Origin of the sequence: Halalkalibacterium halodurans (assembly GCF_005671335.1) — a bacterium.
Classification (GTDB): domain Bacteria; phylum Bacillota; class Bacilli; order Bacillales; family Bacillaceae_D; genus Halalkalibacterium; species Halalkalibacterium halodurans.
Window position 1 is genome coordinate 863,683 of sequence record NZ_CP040441.1, and the last position, 26,092, is coordinate 889,774.

Annotated in this window: 17 protein-coding genes and 1 riboswitch; of the genes, 15 read left to right on the forward strand and 2 right to left on the reverse strand. The window is 43.8% G+C overall.

The window, feature by feature from the left end; genetic code table 11:
* Nucleotides 1-162: 162 nt before the first annotated feature.
* Nucleotides 163-1,344 carry a sensor histidine kinase gene (locus FED51_RS04225; protein ID WP_053432511.1) on the reverse strand — a complete coding sequence of 394 codons (1,182 nt, stop codon included), beginning with the start codon at nt 1,342-1,344 and terminating at the stop codon, nt 163-165.
* Between the two features lie 589 nt (nt 1,345-1,933).
* Here FED51_RS04225 and FED51_RS04230 point away from each other — a divergent pair.
* From FED51_RS04230 to megL, 14 genes are all read left to right on the forward strand, one after another.
* A complete protein-coding gene (locus FED51_RS04230; protein ID WP_053432512.1) occupies nt 1,934-4,597 on the forward strand; it encodes an endo-beta-N-acetylglucosaminidase in 2,664 nt (887 codons plus the stop codon).
* Nucleotides 4,598-4,948: 351 nt separating this feature from the next.
* Nucleotides 4,949-5,863, forward strand: a complete 915-nt coding sequence (locus FED51_RS04235; protein ID WP_053432513.1) for an ROK family protein — start codon at nt 4,949-4,951, stop codon at nt 5,861-5,863.
* A complete protein-coding gene (locus tag FED51_RS04240; protein WP_053432514.1) occupies nt 5,856-6,470 on the forward strand; it encodes a YesL family protein in 615 nt (204 codons plus the stop codon). The genes FED51_RS04235 and FED51_RS04240 overlap by 8 nt, the downstream gene beginning before the upstream one ends.
* Before the next feature lie 32 nt (nt 6,471-6,502).
* Nucleotides 6,503-9,196 carry an alpha-mannosidase gene (locus FED51_RS04245; protein WP_053432515.1) on the forward strand — a complete coding sequence of 898 codons (2,694 nt, stop codon included), beginning with the start codon at nt 6,503-6,505 and terminating at the stop codon, nt 9,194-9,196.
* 15 nt (nt 9,197-9,211) lie between these two features.
* A complete protein-coding gene (locus FED51_RS04250; RefSeq protein WP_053432516.1) occupies nt 9,212-10,579 on the forward strand; it encodes a glycoside hydrolase family 125 protein in 1,368 nt (455 codons plus the stop codon).
* A complete protein-coding gene (locus tag FED51_RS04255) occupies nt 10,539-13,658 on the forward strand; it encodes an alpha-mannosidase (protein ID WP_053432517.1) in 3,120 nt (1,039 codons plus the stop codon). Before FED51_RS04250 ends, FED51_RS04255 begins: the two co-directional genes overlap by 41 nt.
* Nucleotides 13,659-13,730: 72 nt before the next feature.
* Entirely contained in the window at nt 13,731-15,494 is a 1,764-nt protein-coding gene (locus tag FED51_RS04260; protein WP_138090310.1) for a sensor histidine kinase, read from the forward strand.
* A complete protein-coding gene (locus FED51_RS04265) occupies nt 15,472-16,998 on the forward strand; it encodes a response regulator transcription factor (protein WP_053432519.1) in 1,527 nt (508 codons plus the stop codon). Before FED51_RS04260 ends, FED51_RS04265 begins: the two co-directional genes overlap by 23 nt.
* A gap of 227 nt (nt 16,999-17,225) precedes the next feature.
* Nucleotides 17,226-18,164, forward strand: a complete 939-nt coding sequence (locus tag FED51_RS04270) for an ABC transporter permease (protein ID WP_010896967.1) — start codon at nt 17,226-17,228, stop codon at nt 18,162-18,164.
* A gap of 22 nt (nt 18,165-18,186) precedes the next feature.
* The gene (locus FED51_RS04275) at nt 18,187-19,155 is read left to right on the forward strand and encodes a carbohydrate ABC transporter permease (RefSeq protein WP_010896968.1); all 969 of its coding nucleotides are present in this window, start codon (nt 18,187-18,189) and stop codon (nt 19,153-19,155) included.
* Between the two features lie 65 nt (nt 19,156-19,220).
* Complete coding sequence (locus FED51_RS04280) at nt 19,221-20,723, forward strand: ABC transporter substrate-binding protein (RefSeq protein WP_138090312.1); 1,503 nt, start codon at nt 19,221-19,223, stop codon at nt 20,721-20,723.
* A 112-nt stretch (nt 20,724-20,835) separates the two neighbouring features.
* Nucleotides 20,836-21,717: an ROK family protein gene (locus FED51_RS04285; protein WP_053432522.1), complete on the forward strand. Its 882-nt coding sequence runs from the start codon at nt 20,836-20,838 to the stop codon at nt 21,715-21,717.
* Nucleotides 21,718-21,784: 67 nt separating this feature from the next.
* A riboswitch (cobalamin riboswitch) is annotated at nt 21,785-21,973 on the forward strand.
* Nucleotides 21,974-22,169: 196 nt separating this feature from the next.
* Nucleotides 22,170-22,643 (forward strand): acyl-CoA thioesterase, encoded by a 474-nt coding sequence (locus FED51_RS04290; RefSeq protein ID WP_010896971.1) that lies wholly within the window; start codon nt 22,170-22,172, stop codon nt 22,641-22,643.
* 307 nt (nt 22,644-22,950) lie between these two features.
* Nucleotides 22,951-24,132 carry a methionine gamma-lyase gene (gene megL, locus FED51_RS04295; protein WP_010896972.1) on the forward strand — a complete coding sequence of 394 codons (1,182 nt, stop codon included), beginning with the start codon at nt 22,951-22,953 and terminating at the stop codon, nt 24,130-24,132.
* 49 nt (nt 24,133-24,181) lie between these two features.
* Here the strand turns inward: megL and FED51_RS04300 are convergent, their stop codons facing one another.
* Entirely contained in the window at nt 24,182-25,081 is a 900-nt protein-coding gene (locus FED51_RS04300) for an SDR family oxidoreductase (RefSeq protein ID WP_010896973.1), read from the reverse strand.
* 230 nt (nt 25,082-25,311) lie between these two features.
* Between FED51_RS04300 and FED51_RS04305 the strand changes: the two genes are divergently transcribed.
* Nucleotides 25,312-26,091, forward strand: a complete 780-nt coding sequence (locus FED51_RS04305) for a DeoR/GlpR family DNA-binding transcription regulator (protein ID WP_053432525.1) — start codon at nt 25,312-25,314, stop codon at nt 26,089-26,091.
* Nucleotide 26,092 lies beyond the last annotated feature (1 nt).

Genomic DNA, 26,092 nt, shown 5'->3' on the forward strand with positions numbered 1-26,092 from the left:
TAAATATGGGGGATAGGATCTTGTTTGACGTATACAGGAAAAGAAAGAAAAAGAGGTGATTCGCTTGCCTTTCAGAAGGCAGGCGAATCTCTTTGTAAGCAGTCATGTAACTATAAAAATAAAGATCTCTAGCGCAACCGAAAAGGATTAATGGTAAAGATATCAATCCTCTCGTGTTGAAGCTACTTTATCAGAGGAATCGCCATCAATTGGTTTCGTCATAGGTAGAGTGATTCCTAAATGGACCCCTCCTGAACCATGGCGGCTAATGTGAATTTCGCCTCCGAGACTTTGGACGCGGTCGTTCATCATCGTTAAACCAAATCCAGGTTTAATCGGAGTAGTCGTTTGCCCGTTATCAATGAGCTCAAACCAAATTCGCTCGTCTTTCGCTTCTAATGTGAAAAAAAATTCAGTGCTCTGTCCGTGGCGTATTCCGTTAGTTAACCCTTCTTGAAACGCTCGAAAAAGGGTGAGCTCCTGTTCAGGTGTTAACTTTGGCAAATCACCGATATGACAATGAATACTAACTCCTGTGCTTTCACTCGTTTCTTTTGCGAGAGCTTCCAAACTCGGGACGAATTGAAGAAACGAAGGTTTTTCATGTAGGGTTTTAACGGAACGACGTACTTCAGCAAGTCCTTTTTTAATATGTTCCTGCGCTTTTGTTAGTTTTTCAAAGGCTTCTTCCGTGCGCTGATGTTGGAGCAATCGTTTGACCGACTCAAGTCCGACAATCGCGGTCGTTAACGTATGGCCAATCGTATCATGAATTTCCCGTGATAGGCGAACCCGTTCTTCCATTAACGTCTTTTTCTCTAGTTCTTTCCCCGCGGAGGATAATCGTTCATAGGCAAGGTTTAGCTGCTCTTTTTGTTCAATTGTTATTTTGGATATATAACTAAACCCGAAAAAAAGTATGTATTCTAACAACCTTGGAATGACAAACAAAAGCTCTGAGAAGCTAGGAAAATGAAGGTTGACAGCGACTCCAACAACAAAACACCCATAGGCGATGATCGCAATTGGAATGCTGACTCTTTTATTCATCAAAAAGGCACTTTCTGCAATGATGATGAATAAAAGAATTTGTGGCACAAAGGAGCCGTCGATCGCGGTGATGAAAAAAGCTAGGAGTAACTGCAAAAGCATAAGAAAAACGATCACTTGATTGCTTAAAGAGTAATGCCTGTGGTGACGGACGAAATAAATTAGTGTGTAACCAAGCCATAGAAGTGAAAGGTGTAGCTGGTGGTCCGGATTTGTAGCAAACAAAAATAGCCATGTGACAAATAACGAGGTATAAATGATCCCGTTAATAAATATTGTCGCTTTCTGATCCATTAGACTCACCTCCTATCTAGTTCAATTATAGCACAACTTTAGTCGTATGTATTTGTTCCCATATAGACTTATTCGATTTGGAAAGAAAAATGCTACCACCGTGCTCAGAGGTGGAATGAACGATGACAATCCCAGAGCTTTTCTACATAATTATGAAGCAACAATTAGAGGAAGAGTACCTAATATTTCTTCGCCAAGAAAAAAGTGTGACCCTCGCGTAAATAAGTTTAAGGCGGAAGACGATTTCTTTTATAAACAAGTTTCGTTTTTATTGGAAAAAATTCCTTGGTGTTGAAAAATCTTAGCCGAAAGGTCTGAGGTAGAGATGAGCAGCTGATCAAGTGTTATTTGATTAGCTGCTTTTTACACTTTAAGAAAGTTGCGCTTCTATCATTAAGGCTTGACTATCTTAGAATGGACAAAGTTAATTTTTGCTACAAAAATTAAAGGGATTGGCCAAGGCGGATTGACGCCTTGAAGGAGCTTTACTACGATCTGAGTGAATGCGCTTACATTAGGTGTGTGCATTTAGCATTTTTATAGGGCAATCCGTTCTCTGGACGATGCCACAAAAAAGGTGGGGTGAACGTTGAAAAAAGGTAGTGTCTTTTCCTTTGTGTTTATTGCGGTGTTGATTCTCGTGTTGCTGCCGAGTCAAGGGTTTGCAAGTCAGCCTGAGTCTTCATATTGGTATCCTGAAACGTTGCTCGATTGGAGTCCGGAGACGGATCCTGATGCGCGCTTTAACCGAAGTTCCATTCCTCTTCGTGAGCGGGAAGTGCTGTATACGGTGAACGATACTCAGCAAACGGACGCTAAGCTTGTGGCCTTATCCGCATTAAATCCCAATACGAGTGGCGTTCCTTCCCAAGGAGGAAATGAATTTTTTGCCAACACGTTCGGCTTTTGGCAATACGTTGATTTAATGGTGTATTGGGCAGGTTCTGCCGGTGAAGGAATCATTACGCCGCCAAGTGGTGACGTCATTGATGCCGCTCACCGCAACGGCGTGCCTATTTTAGGGAACGTGTTTTTCCCACCGAAAGTTTACGGGGGACAAGAAGAATGGGTTGACAAGATGCTTGCGCGTGGGGAGGACGGATCATTTCCGGCTGCGGATAAGTTGTTAGAAGTAGCCGAATACTACGGATTTGATGGTTGGTTTATTAACCAAGAAACAGAAGGAGGGACACCTGAAACAGCAAAGGACATGCAGGAATTTCTCCTTTATCTTCAGGAAAATAAGCCAGAAGGAATGCACATTATGTGGTATGACTCAATGATTTCGAATGGAGACATTCGCTGGCAAAACTATTTAACCGACGAAAATGCAATGTTCTTTCAAGCTGGAAATCGAAAAGTTGCTGACAGTATGTTTCTCAATTTTTGGTGGTGGAATCATAGCCAAGAACGATCAAAACAGAAAGCAGCATCGCTTGGAAGAAGTCCTTACGATTTATATGCAGGCATTGATGTAGAGGCTAATGGCACGAACACTTACGTAAATTGGCAACAAGTGTTTCCAGAAGGTGGCGAGCCGCACACATCCCTAGGGATCTACAGACCGGATTGGGCCTTTAAGTCATCTGATACGATGCGCGATTTCTATGATCGGGAACAACTCTTTTGGGTCGGTCCATCTAGAAATCCAGCTAAAGTCGATGAACACGCGGAGTGGAAAGGGATGGCTACTTATTTTCCTGAGAAGACGGTCATTAATGAACTACCGTTTGTGACCCATTTCAATACGGGAAGCGGACAATTTTTTGCGATCAATGGTAAAACCAAATCGGATGCATCTTGGAACAATCGGAGCTTGCAAGACCTTTTGCCAACATGGAGATGGATGGCTGAAAGCGGCGGAACGCCTCTAACGGTAGACTTTGATTGGGGAGAATCATTTTACGGAGGGAGCTCTCTGAAACTATCAGGAGACTTATCGAAAGAAAACGCAACAAACGTCAAGCTCTATAAAACCAATCTATTAATAGAAAAAGATACAGAGATTCAACTCACCTACAAAACGCCTGTGAAAAAACACGGACTAAAGGTAGGGATTAGTTTCCTTGACGATCCAGATGAGTTTATCTTTTTTGACTTGAAGAAGCAAGGTGATCATGAGTGGGTGACGGAAAAAGTGAAGCTGAAAAAGCACAAAGGGAAACAAATCGCCGCCATATCACTCTATGTGGAGAGCGATCAGCGAATCACCGATTACCACCTTTATGTGGGTGAATTAAAAATAAGCAACAAGCATGACAATCAACAGGTGCCACCAGAGGTCACTAAAGTAAAGGTGAGCAATCATTCGTTTGAGGATGGAATTTATGCTGATCTTTCGCTTGAGTGGACAGGAGGCGAAAATGTTCGTCATTATGAAGTTTATCGTCAACTGGCAAGCGGTGAAAAACAATTTCTAGGTGCAACACCTAACAATGTTTATTACCTTTCCAAGCTTAAAAGAGTTGGGAAGGAAGAGGCAACTACGCTCGAAGTCGTTCCTGTTAGCGAAACGTTTGCGAGTCGTCCATCTGGTACGCGGGTAACGTTTGAGTGGCCACCATACCCGAAGCCGAGAGCCGATTTTTCAGTTAGCCAAACGGTTGCAGCACCTGGTGAGTCGATTCAGTTTTTCAATCATTCCTCCGAGGTAACGGAATCGGTGGAATGGACGTTTGAAGGTGGTCAACCGAATAGAAGCGATGAACTGAATCCAGTCATTGTTTATCAGGAGGAAGGGACATATTCCGTCAAGCTCGTGGCAAAAAATAGTGAAGGAGAAGATGTTCTCATACGCGAAAACTTTGTGACGATTACAGAAGAGGCGGCAAGGATGACGAATCTTGCGTTGCAGAAAAAAGCAACAGCAAGTGGCCAATGTGCGTCAAGCGAAGGACCAGACAAGGCGGTGGACGGCAACGTATCTGACAACAGCAAATGGTGTGCTATAGGCACAAATCAATGGTTACAAGTAGATTTAGGAGAGGTCTACACGATCGCGAAATTTGTACTTAAGCATGCGGAAGCAGGAGGAGAACCAGCAGCCTTTAATACAAAGGCCTATACGATCGAAACGAGTATAAACGGCGAATCGTGGAAGCCGGTTGTCGAAGTAGTAAATAATACAAAGGCAACAAGCGAGCATTCCATTCCATTGGAGAGCGCCCGGTATGTAAGATTGTTGATCGATCAACCGACACAAGGTGGCGATCAAGCGGCACGAATTTATGAATTCGAGGCTCACGGGTTCTAGTTGGATCATTCGATAGAGGGGGGAGACCCTCTCTATTTTTTGTTTACTCTTTATGAAAGCTTGCCTTTTGTAAAGAACCTGGTGACGCCTAGTGCAGGCGTCAAAAACGAGGCGACTCCTCTAAACATTCCTATCGGTGCAACATCTCATCACATTCCTTTATATCCGTGCTTCGATCAGTCGCTCCGTTTTAAGTCGGTGCTTTGTGCTTTTCCATAAACCTTGTCAATTTTAAAGTTTTCATGTGCATTTTAAATGATTTAGATCATTCGTGTTCAAACTTTGCCTCTTTCTCGCTAAGATAGACAAAAAGGATGTAAGCGATTTCTATAATTCTAAGTGGAACGAGGGATGAAGATGGCGTACTTGTTAACGATTGATATAGGGGGCACATTTACAAAAATGGCACTCGTTTCAGTCCGTGCTCAATTGGTTGAAAAAATCGAGCAGCCGACACCGAGCAGCTTACCGATCTTTTGTCAGATGGTAGATGAATATTATGAAAGGTTTAGTCAGCGTTACAACATTATCGGCATCGCGATGAGCTGTCCGGGAAGTGTCACATCCACTGGTGACGTTCTCGGTTCTAGTGCAGTTGAATTTGTTCATGAGAACAATTTGAAGCGAACGCTTGAAGAAACATATGGACTTCCTGTAGCGATGGAGAATGATGCAAACTGTGCGGCGATCGCCGAAGGATGGAATGGGGCAGCACAAGGTGTGGGCACATTTGCCTGCATTGTGTGCGGAACTGGGATCGGTGGCGCTTTTGTCCTTGACGGGAAGCTCCGACGCGGTGCCCATTTACACGGTGGCGAATTCGGTTATGCGATCATGAATGTAGATGAGAGAGGCGATTCCAAATCGTGGAGTGAAATCGGCTCGTCAGTCGCCATCGTTAAACGGCTGAAAGGGGAACCCCCTCATGATGAGCGATGGACGGGATATCTTGCGTTTGAGGAAGCGGCGAAAGGCCATAAGAAGGCACAAGAGTCAATCGACGTCTTTTTTCAATCGTTAGCGGTGGGTGTGTTTAACCTGCAATATATGTTGGATCCAGAAAAGATTTTCATAGGCGGTGGAATTACGAGACAGCCTGGGTTTATGAAGGAGCTTGAGAAACGGCTGGCTGACATTTTTGCAGGACGTCAGGAGGCAACAATAAAGCCTTCCTTGGCTCTCTGTGAGCATCTTGATCAGGCTCAATTGTTCGGAGCAGCGAAACGGTGGCTCGACGAACATCAAAGGGGGAGGGGCGATGATTAATCGTTTAGGGGGATTTTTCACCGAGGCGAGTTTTTGGATTTGGCGAATGATGCAGTTGAATTGGGCGTGGCTCGCTCACATTTTATTAGGGGGCGTCGTTCTTGGCTTGTTTCCTGCAACAGGAGCATTGTTTGCAACGACGAGGAGATGGTTGCACGGGGAATTAGATCTTCCCATTTGGAAGTCATTTCATACGTTTTATAGAATAAACTTTTGGAAAATGAACGGAATTGGCTCAGTGTATCTGTTCCTTGGTGCCTTGTTAGTTTTCGATCTTTATTTGGTTACGCAATTAAAGGGGATCATCGCTCTCATTAGTACGATCGTCATTATCACATGTCTTGTCATTTATGTATTTTCGTTTTTCTACATGTTTTCGTACTATGTCCATTTTGAGCAAACGGTGAAACAGTATTTATGGCAGCCTTTCATTATTACACTCATAAGTTTGAAGCAAAATATTTTAATCGGTCTCGGGCTAACGGTTATCGGTTTTTTACTTTATCAGATGCCCGGATTAATCCCTTTTGCGCTAGGCACGCTACCGGCTTTTTGGGTGATGAAAGTGGCATTAAATCGTTTTCGTCAGTTTCGAGTAAATGAATAACTGGATCAGCTTTAGTGGAGAGAGAGGATTGTATGATGAAAAAAACAGCCCATATTATTTCCCATTCCCATTGGGATCGAGAATGGTACATGCCATTCGAATGCCATCGTTACTATTTAATTCAACTAATGGATGACTTGTTAGAGCTATTTGCTACAGATCCGAACTTTCGAAGCTTTCATATGGACGGGCAAACGATTATGCTCGAAGACTATTTAAACATTCGGCCAGAAAAAGAGGCGGAAGTTAGAAAATATATTCAAGACGGTCGATTGGTGATCGGCCCTTGGTATATTTTGCAGGATGCTTTCTTAACAAGCGCTGAAGCCAATGTACGAAATCTATTGTACGGGATAAAAGATACGGAGACTTTTGGACAGAAAAGAGAGCAAATTGGCTACTTTCCCGATACGTTTGGTATTTACGGTCAGGCGCCCCAACTGTTAGCACAAGCAGGTATCCGTGCGGCGGTTTTTGGGAGGGGTGTGACGCCGACGGGGTTCAATAACCAAGTACAGCACGATGACTATTCGTCGCCTTTTTCTGAATTAATTTGGGAAGCGCCTGACGGATCACAAGTAATAGGGGTTTTGCTTGCAAACTGGTATTCAAATGGAAACGAAATTCCAACGGACGAAGACGAGGCGCAGACATTTTGGGTGAAAAAGCTCAGAGACGCCGAGAGATTTGCCTCTACTTCACAGTTATTGTTTATGAACGGCTGTGATCATCAGCCAGTCCAAAAGGATGTCACTCAAGCCATTAAAGTGGCGGAAACGTTATTTCCCGATGTAGCGTTTAAGCATTCTAATTTTCACGATTATCTCACACAAATAAAGGAAGAGCTACCGAAGGAGTTACAAAAAATTACAGGGGAGTTGCGGAACCAGAAGACGGATGGTTGGTCAACACTCGTCAATACAGCTTCAGCGAGAATCTATTTGAAACAGGCGAATGATCGTTGCCAAACACTTTTGACAAACGTATTGGAACCGATGGGTCTTCTAGTTGAAAACAAATCTCTTCATCGTGATTTTTCCGAATATTATTGGAAGCTATTAATGGAAAACCATCCCCATGACAGTATTTGCGGCTGTAGCATTGATGCGGTTCACCGCGAAATGAAGACGCGGTTTGAGAAGGTAGAGGCCGGAGCGACGACATTTATTGCGGAGCAGGGAAAGGAAATCGCTACCCAAATAAACACCTTACATGATTCAGAGGAGGCTATTCCTCTCGTTGTGTTGAAGACGAACGGAACGTCTGGAAAGAGAGTTGTCCGTCACAAAGTTGCTATGAAAAAAATCTACTTTGACGAGATGGATTTTCGTCATATTCCCGATCGCTTGAAAGAGATTGTGATGCCGACATACCGGCTAGAATTCCCGAACAAAGGAAGCGTTCCTATCGAAGTGCAAGATGCAGGTGTTCGCTTCGGTTATGATCTGCCAAGAGACGGATTTAGACGACCGTATTATGCGAGAGAATTAGAAGTCACCTTTTCATATGATTCTGACCTTTATCTCGGATACGAGTGTGGCTTTCTTGTCCCGGTTGAAGAGAAACAAACAGAGGCACGAAAAGAGTTGATTGGCGATCCGTCTATGAACACGCTGGAAAACGAAGCGATGAAGGTGATGATTCATCGAAATGGGAGCTACTCTATTCTTGATAAAACGACAGGGTTCGAATATCGTCACTTAGGAATATATGAAGATGTGGGCGACATTGGCAATGAATATATGTTCAAAGCTTCATCTGATGGGGTTCGCTATACGACTGAGGCGTGTGAGGCATCGATCCGAATCATTGAAAACAATTCATTATGTGCGACGGTTGAGATTTGCCAGACGCTCTCTGTTCCAGCGGCAGCTGACGAACGATTGAAGGAGGAGCAGGAACGGTTAGTGTGGCATCCTGACAGAAAGGCAGGTAGATCTAAGGAACGAACGGACATCACGCTGCGCACGGAATTGACGTTAGAACAAGGAGCAAAAGGATTAAAGGTGAACGTGAACATCGACAATACGGCAAAGGACCACCGAATGAGAGCTCTTTTTCCAGTAGAAAGAGCCCGCGGCAACCATTATGCGGACAGCATCTACGAAATCGTAGAGCGTCCGAATACACCAGATCCGAAATGGCAAAATCCAGCCTTTGATCACCATATGCAACGACTGGTCAGTTTAGATAATGGGGAGTACGGGCTAACGATTGCAACGAAGGGCTTGCATGAATACGAGATTGTAAGTGATAGCATCGCTGTTACGCTGCTCCGCTCAGTCGGAGAACTTGGTGATTGGGGTCTGTTTGAAACACCTGAGGCTCAATGTTTTGGACAAAATGAAGCGCAATTCGTCCTTTTACCACATAAAGGGGATGTTCTATCGGCAAATGTCTATGTGGCTGCCTATGATGACCCCGTGGAACCGACGGTGATCCAAACAGAACAAAGCATGGGTCCCCTTCCTCATGCAACAAACCTTTTCCAATGGTCAGGAGAAGGGCTTGTATTAACAGCGTGTAAGCCGACAATGGATGGCCGTGGGATGATTCTTCGCTGGTTCAACCCTAAGCGTGAGGGCGAAGCGCTAATCGTGCAGTCTACGCACTTTTTACAGATTTACCGTTGCACCATTTTAGAAGAACAAATAGAGAAGCTTGGAACGGGAAATGTACAGATAGAGGTTCGACCACAAGAAATCGTGACGTTACGATTTGAATAAAAGGGAGACATGGAGATGGCTGCTGAAAGAAAAATACCGCGATCGTTGCAAGCGATCATCGATCAAGTAAAGGAACATTATGCAGACGATCAAGAGCTGCAAACATTGTTTGAACAATGTTTTTTGAATACGTATTTAACGACCATACAGGAAGATGAGCAAGGAACCTTCGTCGTCACAGGCGATATTCCCGCCATGTGGTTGCGAGACTCGAGCGCGCAAGTCCGTCCTTATTTGACGGTCGTGAAGGAAGATGCTGATATGGCTCGGTTGATCAAAGGGGTGATCGAGCGGCAATGGCGCTACATTTTGCATGATCCGTATGCCAACGCATTTAATCAGACAGCAAACAAGCAAGGGCATCAGCAAGACCGAACCGAGATGAGCCCCCTCGTATGGGAGCGAAAATATGAATTGGATTCGTTATGCTATCCGATTCAGCTCGCGTATTTATACTGGAAAGCGACAGGCGATGATTCGGTGCTACAGCCAACATTAAAGCAAGTGCTTGAGACCATATATCGGATATGGAAAATCGAACAGGACCATGAGGCAAAGTCATCCTATTCATTTGAACGAGACGACTGCCGCGTGTCAGACACGCTGTTACGAAAGGGAAAAGGAGGGTACTCGGTTCCTACAGGAATGACGTGGTCCGGATTTCGTCCAAGTGATGATGCGTGCTTATACGGCTACCTCATCCCAGCAAACATGTTTGCTGTAGTCGTCTCAAACTATGCAGTTGAATTGCTAACAGCTATGGAGGAGATTAAGCTAGCTGAGCAATTTCGCGAGTTAGAGGCAGACATTCGCCAAGGGATCGGGCAGTATGGCAAGATGGACCATCCGGTTTACGGTGAAATCTATGTGTATGAAACGGATGGGAATGGCCGGGTCAATCTTATGGATGATGCCAATGTTCCAAGCTTGCTCGCGATACCATATCTCGGTTATACAACTGCCGATGACCCTGTTTATCAAAACACAAGACGTTTCATTTTAAGTCGGGACAACCCGTATTATTACGAAGGTTCGTATGCGAAAGGAGTCGGGAGTCCTCACACACCTGATCATTACGTCTGGCATATTTCCTTGGCGATCCAAGGAATGACAGCAATTGATTCAAAGGAAAAAAAGCAGATTGTTGCCATGTTTAAGCAAACCCATGCTGATACGTACTTTATGCATGAAGGCTTTGATGTGGACCGTCCTGAACAGTATACGAGATCTTGGTTTGCTTGGGCTAATTCTATGTTCAGTGAATTTTTGTTAAGTGAGGCTGGGATTTACGTGCCTGGTAGCCCTTTAGAGAATATGAAGAACAATAAAGCGGGGGATCGTCATGTTTTATCAACTGGAAAAGCTGCAAAACCGAATCAATGAACTAGCCTCGTATCGGTATCGTGATGTAAAGCCGCTGGACAGCTTTTATATGTATGAACCAGAGCAAGGCAAAGAGAGCGTTGTTCCTACACACTACCCAAAGCAAACGTTTCACGTGAACGATACGTGGTCAGGGCGAAATAAATATGTATGGTTGAATACCTCTCTCCATCTCCCAGAAGCATGGAGTGATAAGCGGTGTGTATTATTTCTCGATGTTGGACGGACGGGAGGCGGAAACAATTCGGGCTTTGAAGCGTTGCTGTTTGTGAATAAGCAGCCGTTTCAAGGGGTGGACAGCAACCACCAAGAAGTGCTTCTCCCAAAGGAAGGCGGAAACCGTCTCGAAATTGATGTGATGATGTGGTCTGGCCTTGAAGGAGGCGGGACTCCTAGGACGCAGTACTATCGTTTCAAACAAGCGTGGTACGGTTGGCTTGATCAAAAGGTGGATGCATTTTATTTTCAAGCGAAGGCCATTCTTGAAGCGATTGGTCAGCTTGACGTTCACGATGCTACCAGAGTGGCGATGCTGTCACGTTTGAATCAAGCATTTGCTTCAATCAACTGGACACAGCCTGGGAACGAACAATTTTATGATTCTGTTTACGAGGCTCTTGAACGTTTAGAGAGAGACATGGAGCACCTCCCGAAACATTCGGATGTTCACATCCATGCCATCGGCCATTCCCATATTGATCTCGCATGGCTCTGGCAAACGAAGCATACGAAGGAAAAGGCCAAACGAACCTTTTCAACCGTTTTGCGTTTAATGGACTTGTACCCCGACTATGTGTACCTACAAAGCCAGCCCCAGCTTTACCAATGGATGAAAGAAGAGGAGCCTAAGCTGTATGAAGCCATCAAGCAAAAGGTGGACGACGGTCAATGGGAAGTGGAAGGGGGGATGTGGGTCGAAGCTGACTGCAACATTCCTTCAGGTGAATCCCTTGTACGTCAACTGTTATATGGTAAGCGGTTTTTCAAAAAGGAGTTTCATAAGGAGAGCAAAATTCTCTGGTTGCCAGATGTGTTCGGCTATAGTTGGGCGCTTCCACAAATTTTAAAAAAATCGGGCATCGATACGTTCATGACGACGAAAATTAGCTGGAACCAATATAATCGAATGCCGAATGATACGTTTTATTGGCGTGGACTGGACGGGACGGAGATCTTAACTCATTTTATTACAACCCCAGAGCCGGGAAGGCCAAAAGACTCGTGGTTTTATACGTACAATGGCCTTATGAGTGCGGAGACAATTAAAGGGACTTGGGAAAAATACCGTGATAAAGCAGTGAATCAGGATTTACTTTTAGCGTACGGCTACGGAGATGGTGGTGGCGGTGTGAACCGGGAAATGTTAGAGATGAAACGCCAGCTTGACCAAGTCCCAGGGGTACCACATGTGAAATCAACCCATGTGAAAGAGTATTTTCATCAGTTGCATGAGAATGTAGCAAATACCGCAGAGTATGTCCATACATGGGATGGAGAATTGTACTTAGAATACCATCGCGGAACCTACACAAGCCAAGCCAAAATGAAAAAAAAGAACCGGCAGCTAGAGTTTTCCTATCGAGAGGCGGAAATTCTCGCGGTGACTGCGAGCGCGGAAAAGGGGTGGGATGCGTATCCTGGGTCTTCGCTTGAAAAAGGATGGAAGCTTCTTTTGCTCAACCAGTTTCATGACATTATCCCCGGTTCGTCGATTAAAGAAGTGTATGAAGATGCAGCAAAGGATTACACCGAGGCGGCAGCCATCCAAAAGCAAGTTGTTGCTACACAAGAAAAGCGAATGGTGAATGATAAACGAGAAAAGTGGACATTTTTTCATCCATACCAATATGATACACCGATTCTTGTAACGATTCCTAAGGGAACAGACGAGCGTTTCGTGGATCAAACAGGCCATGGGCTTTCATCTCAGCAAACCGCAAATAACGAAACACTTGTCTTACTTGAGAAAAGCATTCCGTTTGCCTATCAAACAATTAGTAAAGCAACGATGGCAGCAGAAGAAGTGCAGATGCTTAGTCAGGTAAATTTTGAGGAGCGGAGGTGGGAAACTCCGTGGTATCAATTGGAATGGAACGATGAAGGCCAGTTTATTAGGATGTATGATAAACTAGGGAAAAGAGAATGGCTCGCCCAAGGCAAGCTAGGGAATGTGTTCAAACGTTTTGAAGATAAGCCCCTTGCCCATGATGCTTGGGATATTGATTTGTTCTATCAAGAAAAGTCATCCACCGTTTCTAGCTTTCAAGGCTGTGAGCTGATCGAAAACGGCCCGCTACGAACAACAGTTTTATTTAGATGGAAAGAGGACGGTGTAGTGATCAAGCAAGCGATACGGTGCTACCGTCATACGGCGAGAATTGATTTTGCAACAGAGGTGGACTGGCAAGCGAGGCAACAACTACTAAAGGTTGAATTCCCAGTCGATATCCGTACAAATGAAGCGATATACGATATTCAATTCGGCAATCTTAAGCGTCCGACCCATTGGAACACCTCATGGGATATGGCGCGATTTGAAACGGTCGGTCATAAATGGGCTGCGATCGCTGAAGCAGACTATGGCATCAGCTTGCTGAATGATAGCAAATACGGCTATTCGATCAAGGACAATGTGCTTTCCCTCTCTTTACTTAAAGGGGCTATATACCCTGACCCAGAAGCCGATATAGGCAATCATCAATTTACGTATGCATTATACCCGTTTCAAGGGCCAGCTTTTAAACGGGACGTTGAGCGGGAAGCCACTTATCTTCAGTCAGCGATCATCGCGGTGCCAGGAGAAGCGGAGATGCCGTTTGACCAGCCGCTATTCACCGTTTCTTCTGATCAAGTGATCGTGGATGCAATCAAAAAATCGGAAGACGGAACGTCCGTCATTATTCGGCTTCATGAAATGGAAGGGGCACGGGCTACAGTCAAGCTTGATTGTCGTTATGAAGCAAAGCAGTGGAGGGAAGTAAATTTAATCGAGTCTGAGGCGCTGTCTGAATGGTCCACACGACCGGTGGAACTCACTTTTACTCCTTATGAAATTAAAACAATTGAACTGACGTTATGAATGGATCGAGTAAACAGAGGCTTTTTTAAGTCTCTGTTTACTTACATCATTGGGCAGGGGAGATGAACATCATTGAAAGCGCTTAATTTATTGAGAAAGCTGAGCAGCCGAATGTTCTATCGCGTCTTCTTTACCTACTCCACAATCATCTTTTTAACGATGGCTTTTTTGTTCGTTTTTCTATCCGATCATTATTCGGAATTTATCATCCAAAGGGAAGTGGACAAGCAGGCGACAGCGATCAATCAAATCAAATCAGAAATCGAAAAAAAACACACGTTTGTGCAACAAGGGGTTTATCAGCTTTATCGCGAAAAGCATTTGATTGAAGATTTAGCCTTTGCCCTCCAGCATGACTATCAGCAATACATGGGGTATAGGCTAGACAAATATTCCAGGAGCTCGTCCTTTGTTCCTTACAATTTTGATATTTACGTGAAAAACTATTTTTCACGAGATTCTGATATTGTAGCACTGCAAGTTCGGAACGAAACATTAGGTACGCAATACCATTATTTATACAATTACGGACTATGGAAAGAAAGTGATTTTTACGATGAAGAAGAAAGGGATCTTTACGGAAAAGACAACGATTTTTTTACCTTGGAAGAGCAGATCAATGATCCGATTTCCCTTGAGCGATTAGGAACGCTCAGCGTTTATTTTACTTTTCACCATATTGACCGGCTCTTAACGTACAATGGAGACCCGATGAAGGGGAGCTATTATATTATTGATGAAGAACTAAATGTTGTTTACAGCTACGGTGACGTGTTAGACGAGGCGTTGAAAGAAATCGACTATCGCGCCACACAACAGCTTGTAAACAACCGATATTTGATCCAATCATCGATTGAACCATCGACTGGTTTCATGGTTGCATCCATTGTTCCACGAAGTGAACTGTCCCAATTGTTCCACTACAAAATTACGATGTTTCTATTGATCCTTCTTTTAACAGTTGTATCCATTGCTCTCCCTTACGTCTCGTTGAGGGGCTATTTGACTAGGGTGAATGATCTTGTTCAAACGATGAAGGAAGTGCAAAGCGGTCAGCTATCCGTTCGGATCGAGACAGGAAATGTCGACGATGATCTGGCGATGATTTCAAACACATTTAACGAAACACTGGACGAACTAGAGGACTATATTGAAAAAGTTTATTTTTCAAAGCTTAAGCAAACAGAAGCGGAGCTGGCAAACCTTCAAAGCCAAATCAATCCACACTTTCTCTACAATACGCTCGAAGCAATTAGGATGAAGTCATTGTCTGAAGGAGGAAGAACGACAGCCAAGATGATCGTTCAGCTGTCTTATTTGTTCAGATACTCGTTAAAAAGTGCCGACCTTGTCACAATCGGTGACGAGCTTCAACATGTGGAACAATACGTTGAATTGTTTAACATTCGGTTCCCGAATCAGCTCACATTTCAGGTGGCTGTTGAAGAAAAACACAAACATTACGTAGTACCTCCCTTTATTCTCCAACCGTTGATCGAAAACTTTCTAATTCACGGGTTTAAACGGGAGCGTGACGACAATCAAATCAACATTATCATCCAAGAACATAGACAAACATTGCAGATTCAAATCATGGATAACGGAAAAGGGATTCCACGAAAAAAGGTAGAGGAAATCAATGAGCGACTATCAATGACAGAGAATTCATCGCATTCGATCGGCCTATTTAATGTGAATCAAAGATTGCGCTTGCGGTATGGAGAGCGTTTTGGAGTAAGCGTTCAAAGCGAACCTGACGTTTGTACGATTGTCACGATTAGAACTCCAATGATCATAAGTGAGGTGGATGTCCATGATACGAGTGATGCTAGTTGACGATGAGCCTCTTATTTTAGAAGGCTTAAAGCATCTCATTGATTGGGGGCAATTAGGTTATGAAATTGTGGCGACGGCACGCAATGGTGTTGAAGCTTTAGAAATAGCAAAGTACGTTTCGTTTGATCTGTTGATTACAGATATTAAAATGCCTGAAAAAACGGGCTTGGAACTAATTGCAGCTTTAAATGAGCGGGAGAAGACTATTAAATCAATCGTGCTTTCAGGATTTCAGGAGTTTCATTTTGTCAAGCAGGGTCTAACCTTAGGGATTGAAAACTATTTATTAAAGCCGATCAATGAGAAGGAATTGATCTCTACGCTGTCCCACGTGAAGGAAAAGATTAACCATGCTTTTTTGAAGGAAGAGTCAACACTCGTTTTACGTGATCATTCCATTTGGCGTTGGCTTGTCGGAAAGATGGGCCATACAGAATTTAAACAACGGATGGCTTTCTACCCTGAAGTTCAATGGAAGTTCCCACTTAGGATAGGCCTGTTAAAGATGGAGTGGGATCAGCACACAGAAGAAGAGCTATATCGCCTGCAACGAACATTGGAACAAGAAACTAGCGCCATGACAGTCGTCACCCCTTCTGGTGATCTTTTGTTTATCTGGTGCGGCTTTGAAAGGGAGTCCGATTGGGGGCAAGAACGTTCACGATTTCAGTCGGTCGTCACTGAAGCGCCAATCGGACAACCGTTTGTATTTGTTCATAGTGAACCGATTTCCGAAATTCAATGCCTGTACGAAGTGTATCGAGAGATGGAGATGAAATGTGAGCTAAAGCTGTTATTACCAGAAAGAGATCATCACATGGCCGATCAGCTCACATTTAAGCGGGAAAGCGAGTTGATTCCCCCTCAGATGAACATCACATTGGAGCAAGACATTTTTGAGCATTTAGCCAATCGTCATTATCAAAAGGTACGGAAGGATCTGGAGCACATGCTCAGTGAAAGTCACTGTGAACGAAATCCGATTTTCTTAAAAAGCGTTCTCATGGAATTTTTTTATCGGCTTAAAAGTCAGTTTATTGTCCAATTACCGTTTGATCAGTACGTCCAAATTGTGCAGCAAATTGTCCACGTCGAAACGACTTCTGAGGCGATGAAAATGATCGACCGTTGCATTGACCTGCTAGAGGACGATCATCTCCAGGAAAATGAAAAAAACTACAGTCCGATCATACAAACGGTTTTGCAGCACATCCATCAACATTTTTCACAGGATTTATCGTTAAAAACATTAGGCCACTCGTTTCATATTAATCCTATCTATTTAGGGCAACTTTTTCAGCGAGAGGTCGGCTGTTCGTTTACGAAATATTTAAATCAACTACGAATTGACCGGGCGAAAAAATTGCTGTTGAATTCATACGATCGAGCTGGACAGATTGGAAAAAAAGTAGGGTATGGCGATGCGACTTATTTTTATAAACAGTTTAAAAAATATGAAGCGATGACACCGACCGAGTGGCGGAAAGTCCATAAGCATTCATAAAGGGCGTGAAAGCGCCTTTTTTTCGTGACTTCCCGAAGATTGTCCAATTATTAGTAATTACAGGTTCCCGCTCGATCGAGTGTGTTACACGTTTCCATCTCCAACCCTTTTACCGTTTAAAAACATTTACTTTTGCCAGTAAATTTAAGATATCTCAACTAGGAAGAATGTAAGGGGTTTCATAGAATGGAGGTATAGAACGATTACGCAGTTAGAGGGGGGAAGAGATGAATAAGATTCAACAAACACTAAAAAATATATATGACAATCGCATTTGGTTGTTGATGGTTTTACCGGGGCTCATTTGGCTCCTCGTTCTAAAGTATATTCCCATGTTTGGACAAATTATTGCGTTTAAAGATTTTCGTTTTCATCCGGATGGCTTTTTTGCCAGCCTGTACCATAGCGAATGGGTCGGACTTGAAAATTTTCAGTTTTTGTTTAGTACGAACGATGCGTTCATCATTACGAGAAATACGGTTTTATATAATGTCGTTTTTATTGTTCTCGGGCTTGTATTGGCTGTGGCGGTCGCAATTATTATTAGTGAGTTGACCAATCAAAAGCTGGCCAAAATCTATCAAACAGGCATGCTGTTTCCTCACTTTTTGTCCTGGGTTGTTGTCAGCTATTTTGTGTTTACGTTTTTAAGTATCGATCGTGGACTGTTCAATACGATTTTGTCAGCCATAAATATCGATCCTGTTGCTTGGTACAACGAACCTGGATATTGGCCTTATTTCATCATTACTATCAGCCAATGGAAAGGGGTCGGCTTTAGTAGCATCGTCTATTTAGCCGCCATTGTCGCCATTGATCGTACGTACTATGAAGCCGCCATTATTGACGGGGCAAGCAAGTGGCAACAAATTCGCCACGTCACGATCCCGATGATTATGCCGCTCATTATCATTTTAACAATCTTGAACATTGGAAGTATTTTTAGCGCGGATTTCGGCTTGTTCTATCAAGTGCCACGTGACTCAGGTCCGCTATATTCCGTCACTAATGTTATCGACACGTATGTTTATCGCGGGTTAATGACGATGGGGGACATTGGAATGAGCACAGCGGCGGGTCTATATCAGGCAACGGTTGGGTTTGTATTAATTTTAATCACAAACTATATCGTGAGGAAAATAGATGAAGAAAATGCCTTGTTCTAGATAGGAGAAAGGCGGAAGTCAGATGAGTGAACTCGCAAAACAAAACAGAAAAATGGCGGAGCTAGAGAGCACACCACCACCGAAGAAAAAGAAGACGTACAATCCGTACGGTTTTTCTGGATCTACTAATATTTTTATGCACACATTGATTGGAACGTTTGCATTCTTATGTATCTTCCCGTTTATTTATGTGATCATCATTTCCTTGACGAGTGAGCAATCGCTTGCGATGAATGGATACCGCATCATTCCAAGCGAATGGAGCTTCGACGCCTATCGTTACTTATGGCAAATGCGCTCAGAAGTGTTTCGGGCCTACGGGGTTACGATCTTCATCACGGTTGTTGGAACGTTGATGAGCGTCTCGATTATTGCGTTGTATGCCTATGCCATTTCAAGAAAGCAATTTTTATACCGAAAGCTGTTTACGTTTATTGCCTTTTTCACGATGCTTTTTAGCGGTGGAATGGTCCCGTTTTATATCGTCATGACACAATTTCTTGGTTTGAAAAACTCTGTCTGGGCCTTAATTTTACCAATGGCGGTTAACGCGTTTTATATCATTATTATGCGAACCTTTTTCCAACGCTCCGTCCCTGAGGCCATTTTAGAATCTGCTAGAATTGATGGAGCTGGCGAGTTTCGGATTTTTTTCAAAATTGTCCTGCCCCTTTCGATTCCTGGGATTGCAACCATAGCCCTGTTTAGTACGCTCGCCTATTGGAATGATTGGTTTAATGCTCTGCTCTTTATTGACGATCCAAAGCTTGTTCCATTGCAGTCGCTGCTCATGAGAATTGAGAATAACTTAGATTTCATTAGACAAAATGCGATGCTTTCAAGCCAAAACAGTGCGTTATTAGACTCGATTCCGCAAGATTCGGCGCGAATGGCCATGGTTGTGATTGCCACGCTTCCGATTGCCTTATCGTATCCGTTTTTTCAAAAGTATTTTGTCAAAGGACTTACGATTGGTGGAGTGAAGGAATAGTTGTCTCAAGAAGGAATCTTCCTTTTTGAAATAGATATTGAAGGAAAAAGAAATGGGGGAAAATGATGAAATCGTTTGTTATGAAGCTTGCGGTGATGGTGTTTTTGCTCGTTGGCCTAGTGGCATGTTCATCTGCCAATGAATCGAGTCAATCAGAGCCTGAGGGCCATGATGAGTCTGGGGAGCAGTCAGCTAATGAGACGGAGGCTACTGATCTAGACCATGTGACGCTGACGTGGTATATGATCGGTACACCACAACCTGACCTTGAACTTGTCATGGAAGAAGTGAACGCCTATACGGAGGAAAAAATCAATGCGACCGTCGATTTACGAATGCTCGATTGGGGCGAGTATGATGAAAGAATGCAAGTCATTACAACCTCAGGAGAAGCATACGATATTGCCTTTACGAGCTCGTGGGCTAACAACTATGCTTTAAATGCGAGACGGGGGGCGTTTTTAGAATTAAATGAGTTACTAGATGAGCACGGACAAGAAATGAAAGAGTTGATTGATCCCGCGTTTCTAGAAGGGGCACAAGTAGACGGTAAACTGTATGCTGTGCCAACGAATAAAGAAGTAGGGCAACAAGCTGTCCTGTCGTTTAACAACGAGTTAGTTGAAAAGCATAATCTCGACCTTTCATCCGTCCATTCATTGGCAGATTTAGAGCCGCTCCTGGCGGTCATTAAAGAAGAGGAATCTGACGTAACACCAATTGCCACGTTTGATGCTTACTTACCGTTTGATTCGATATTGCAAGAGGAAATGCCGTTTGCCTTTAGGCTAGAAGGAAACACGAACGAGGTAATCAATAAATACGAGGAAGACATTACGATGGAGACGCTTAAGACGATGCACGACTATTATAAAAAAGGCTACATTCGTCCAGACGCAGCAACGAGTACAGATTCTTGGCCGTTAGAGACACCGAATTGGTTCGTGCGTAAAGAGCTATACCAACCGTACGCTGAACTCATTTGGACACGAACCGCAGGATATGAGATCGCGACGAGACCTCTTCATGAGCCATACATTTTTAATAACTCTGTAACTGGATCCATGCAGGCGATTTCGGCAACATCGAAAAACCCTGAGCGGGCGATGATGTTTTTGAATTTGCTTAACTCAGACCCCTATTTACGAAACCTTCTGGATAAAGGAATTGAGGGTGTCCATTACGAGGAACTTGAGGATGGCACGATTAACGACTTGCCTGCACGTGTAGAACGCTATAACATGCCAAGCTTTGCGATTGGGAATCAGCTCATTCTAAAGTTATACGAAGATGACCCGCAAGATAAATGGGAAGCGTTTGAAGCTTTTAATGAAAGTGCGATTCCTTCACCAGCTCTCGGCTTTTACTTTGACTCGAATCCAGTGCGTACTGAAATTGCTGCGATTTCAAACGTGACGAGCGAATTCTCTCCAGCGCTGCTGAAAGGTGCTGTAGATCCAGAGGAGTATTTACCACTCTTTAATGACAAGCTGAACGAAGCTGGACTGCAAAAAGTGATCGATGAAATGCAGCGCCAATTTGATGAGTGGCAAGAACTGAATCAATAATTTGTTGCAGAAACCCTGTGCCTTTACAGGGTTTCTGTTCTTTAAAGAGAGCTAGCATTTTGCTTCGGTTAAGAGGATAATAGAGTTAAGTTTTGTAAAGGAGGATGGCACCATGAAGGTTGGAATCGATTTAGGTGGAACAAAAATAAAAGCGGCACTCGTTAGTGATGCAGGAGAGATAATTTCCGTGCAAGAATGCCCAACGGAAGCGGCGCAAGGTCCAGAGGAAGTAATGAACAAGATGATGTCTTTAACAGAAAAAGTCACGGATCATCAGCCGTTTGCCGGAATTGGAATTGGGGCACCGGGTCCGTTAAGCTCTACGGAAGGTACGATTCTTAGTCCACCGAACCTCCCAGGCTGGGATCATATTCATCTAGTTGATCGTTTTCAGGAGCAGTTTCAGTGCCCTGTGAAATTAGATAACGATGCCAATGTGGCAGCACTGGCGGAAGCTTTGCTTGGAAGTGGACAAGGATTTACGAGTGTTTTCTATTTAACGATCAGCACAGGCATTGGTGGCGGCTATGTTTTAGATGGGAGCATCGTTCATGGGGCCAGTGATTATGCAGGGGAAATTGGCAACATGATCGTTCAACCAAATGGCTATCAGCACGCAAATTTGAACCCAGGGTCACTAGAGGGGCTAGCAAGTGGAACGGCTATCGGACGAATGGCACGAGAGCGTTTTGGGGTTGAAGGTGGGACGAGAGAGGTATTTGACCGGATTCGCCGGGGAGATCATGATATGCAACGCTTAGTCGAAGAAGCGATGGACTATTTAGCGATCGGGATCGCGAATATCGCCCATACTGTAAATCCAGATGTCTTTGTTCTTGGCGGTGGTGTTATGAATGCGGATGATCTGATTTTACCGATCGTAAAAGAGAAAGTATCTCGCTACCTTTATCCAGGATTGGCACGATCAACAACGATCGTGAAGGCAAAACTAGGCGGTGACTCGGGCGTACTAGGTGCGGCGATGCTCGTTTAATCACAATGAAAACGGTTGCGAATTAGGCTCCTTTCTGTATACTAAAAACGTTGGGTCATAATTTAATAAGCACGCTCAAGCATTAGGTGGTTCAAACAATCGGTTGAATCTGAAAAGGGAAGCTGGTGAAAGTCCAGCACGGTCGCGCCACTGTAATAAGGAGCTACATGTGAAGAAACCACTGTCCAAAGGATGGGAAGGTACACATGGAGTGTTGATCTTAAGTCAGGAGACCTGCCTAATGTATGCACTTGCACCTACGCGTCATAGGGAGGAGTGATAGCTGTTTTACATATTGTTTTTAATCGTTGGATTCGTATGCTATCACAAACTCTCTTTCCTATGAAAAGAGGGTTTGTTTTGCTTTAAGAAGTTAGTCTAAGCAACGGCTTTCGCTAGATGACTTGCGACAAGCCGAGTTTTCAAATGACATTGAAAGGGCGGAGACATCCATGATCCAATCTTATCCGGTTGAACGATCAAGAACGATACAAACGAGGCTCGTATTACCACCAGATACGAATCATCTAGGGACGATTTTTGGTGGGAAAGTTCTCGCATATATCGATGAAATAGCTGCTTTAACAGCGATGAAGCATGCTAATTCTGCGGTGGTTACTGCTTCAATCGATTCTGTTGACTTTAAGTCGTCGGCTACTGTGGGTGATGCCCTTGAACTTGAAGGGTTTGTCACACATACAGGAAGAACGTCGATGGAAGTATATGTGAGGGTTCATTCGAACAACTTATTGACAGGAGAACGGACGTTAACAACCGAGTCGTTTCTAACGATGGTCGCCGTTGACGAATCAGGTAAACCAAAACCAGTGCCCCAGGTCGAGCCTCAGACCGAAGAGGAAAAACGGCTATACGAAACCGCGCCTGCACGAAAAGAAAACCGGAAAAAACGAGCAGCCTTAAGATAAGCTGCTCGTTTTTCTGCGTAAAATGATGAAATAATACTATTTTTAAAAACTATTAAATCCATTTCGATATCTAGCGAGCCGCTTCCTTTACTCGGTATTCAACTGCTTAATAGAAGGAGACATTCGTCCTTTGAAAAAGTCTAGGTGCTTTATTTATCGGATTTTTCAGACTATTTAACTGTGAAAGCTATATTCTCAGATCAGAGCAAAGATTTTTTTTAAAAGATGAAACGACATTTTTAGAAAACGCTTACATTTTTCTGAAATAACATGTATTCTAGAAGTAGATACAGAAGGAGGGAGCACGTTGAAGCGAGATCAACATTTTGAAACAAGAGCGATTCATACAGGCTATAAGCCTAACGAGCATTTTGACAGCTTAACCCCACCGATTTATCAAACCTCAACGTTTACGTTTGCTTCCATGGAGCAAGGAGGTAATCGTTTTGCTGGGGAGGAAGCTGGCTATGTTTATTCAAGGTTAGGCAATCCGACCGTTCAGATTCTTGAACAGCGGATAGCAGAGCTAGAAGGAGGAGAAGCTGCCCTGGCCTTCGGTTCAGGGATGGCCGCAGTCTCTGCCATTCTTGTTGGCTTGACGAAAGCAAACGACCATATCCTTGTCTCAAATGGTGTGTACGGGTGTACGTTCGGTTTGCTCACTATGCTGAAAGAAAAATACAACATTGACGCAACGTTTTCGCCAATGGACTCAGTTGAGGAAATCTTAGCAAACATTCAAGATAACACGACGTGTATTTATGTGGAAACACCGATCAATCCAACGATGCAGTTAATCGACCTTGAGCTTGTCGTGAGGGTAGCAAAAGAAAAAGGGATAAAAGTAATTGTCGATAATACATTTGCCACTCCGTACTTACAGCAACCGATCGCATTAGGATGTGATTTCGTTGTCCACAGTGCGACGAAATACATTGGCGGGCATGGCGACGTTGTGGCAGGCGTATTAATTGGCGACAAAGAAACGATTCAACTGATTCGAAAAACAACGCAAAAAGATATGGGTGGCGTCATTTCTCCGTTTGATGCATGGTTATTGCTACGGGGGTTAAAGACGTTAGCGGTCCGAATGGATCGTCACTGTGAAAACGCTGAAAAACTAGCGGAAAAACTAAAGGAACACCCGAAGGTAAGCACGGTTCTCTATCCAGGTGATTTTGAGCACCCTGATCATTCGATCGTTGCAAAGCAAATGAAAAAAGGGGGCGGGCTACTCTCATTTGAGATAAAAGGAACAGAGGCAGACATAGCGAAAGTTGTTAATCAGCTTAAGCTCATTCGAATTGCCGTTAGTTTAGGTGATGCGGAAACATTAATTCAACACCCCGCGACGATGACACATGCCGTCGTTCCTGAAAAAAGACGGACCCAAATGGGGATCTCTAAAAAATTGCTACGGATGTCTGCTGGTCTTGAAGCTTGGCAAGACGTGTGGGCAGATTTAGAGCAAGCATTAAATCAGTTGTAGACATCAGAAAGCTGAGTATTAAGCTCAGCTTTTTTCTTTTTGCCCACCATTAAGAGCCCGTGACTCGCCCCCCATTTGGATGCAAAATTTGTCCTGTCAAATATTTAGAGTCATCCGATGCAAGAAAGACGAAGCTTGGTGCAACTTCAAACGGCTGCCCCGGTCGGCTTAGTGGAGTGTCCGATCCGAACGTAGGAATCGAATGAGCAGGGTATGAAGATGGGATGAGCGGTGTCCAAATCGGTCCTGGGGCGACGCCGTTTACACGAATTTCTTGGTCGGCTAGAGATCCAGACAGGGCACGGGTGAAAGTCGTAACCGCTCCTTTTGTGGCAGCATAATCGATAAGCTGTGAGTGACCAAGATAGGAAGTGACGGAGGTTGTATTAATAATTGCACTACCTTTTTTCAAATGGGGGAGGGCAGCTTTCGTCATAAAAAAATAGGCGTAGATATTCGTACGAAATGTAATGTCAAGCTGCTCTTCTGTTATGTCCAATAGACTCGTTTGTCTAAATTGAACAGCATGATTATTGACAAGTACATCAAGCTTGCCAAAACGTTCGATCGTTTTTTCCACGACTTTAACGGACATTTGTTCATGTTGAAGGTCACCAGGCACGAGCAAACAATCTCGTCCGATCTCCTCTACCCGTTTTTTTGTTTCGATCGCGTCCTCATGCTCCGATAAGTACGAAATGACAAGATCTGCCCCTTCCTTAGCGAAGGCATAAGCAACAGCGCGCCCGATCCCACTATCTCCACCAGTAATAATAGCCACTCGATCAAGGAGCTTATGACTGTGGGGCCGATGGGGGTTTTCTGAGATTGGCCTAGGCTCCATTAAATATTCAAGTCCTGGGTGCCACGGCTGAGATTGAGGAGGGAAATGAACAGGAATGTCATCACATTTTTGGTGCGTGTCAATCGGTTCATGTTTCGGATACATCCTCTCACACCTTTCAAGTTCTAGACAGTAGCCCAGTATATGTAAATTAAGTGGAAAATGTTACTTTATATAGGAGTTAATTCATTGTGTATCTTTCACAATTTCTACGAATTAATGTTAAGATTAAACGTGAGAATACTGAAAATAAATCGTTATTTTGTTAGAAATGAACATTTAACTGTTGACCTTTAGGTTTGTGTGTTGTAAATTAACAAAGGAGGATGTTATAAATGAACATTCAAAAGGATGGAAAAAATGTGACCTCTCGGAGGGAATGGATCGAAAAGCTCGTTGAATCAAAAGGGAAAGTGGACATTGAAGAATTAGCTTCTCATTTTGGCGTGTCCTCGATGACCATCCGTCGCGATTTGATGCACTTAGAAGAACATAACAAGCTGATCCGAACACATGGTGGCGCCGTCGCTCCAAGTTCACTTATTGGCGAAACTCCTTACGCACAAAAGCAGACTGAGCATTTAATGGAGAAGCAGCTCATTGCAAAGCAAGCGAGCACCCTTGTCCCTGAGGGAGCAACAATTCTAGTAGACTCAGGAACGACGACCTTAGAGCTTATTAAGCTCCTTAAGGATCGAAACGATTTAACGATTGTCACAAATGACATTACGATTGCCGCTGAACTAGTGAATGCCTCACCAAAGTGCATTGTCACAGGAGGGGAATTGCAGTCAGGGGTTGGCGCGTTGTTTGGTCCGCAGACAGAAGGGATGATTCGTGAACTTCACGTAGATCTGTTTTTCCTTGGTGCCCATGCTGTGGATGAGGCTGCCGGTGTAACAGCTCCAACCTTGGAGAAAGCAGCGATAAAAAAACGAATGATGGAAGCTGCGCAGACGACATGGCTCATTTGTGATTCGAGCAAATTTTCGAAGCGGGCGTTTGCGAATGTTTGCCAGCTGACAAAATTAGAAGGAATCATTACGGATGCTAATTTTTTTACTAGCTTTAAGCATGAAAACTATCATGACAACATGGTGATTGCACAGGCTTAAT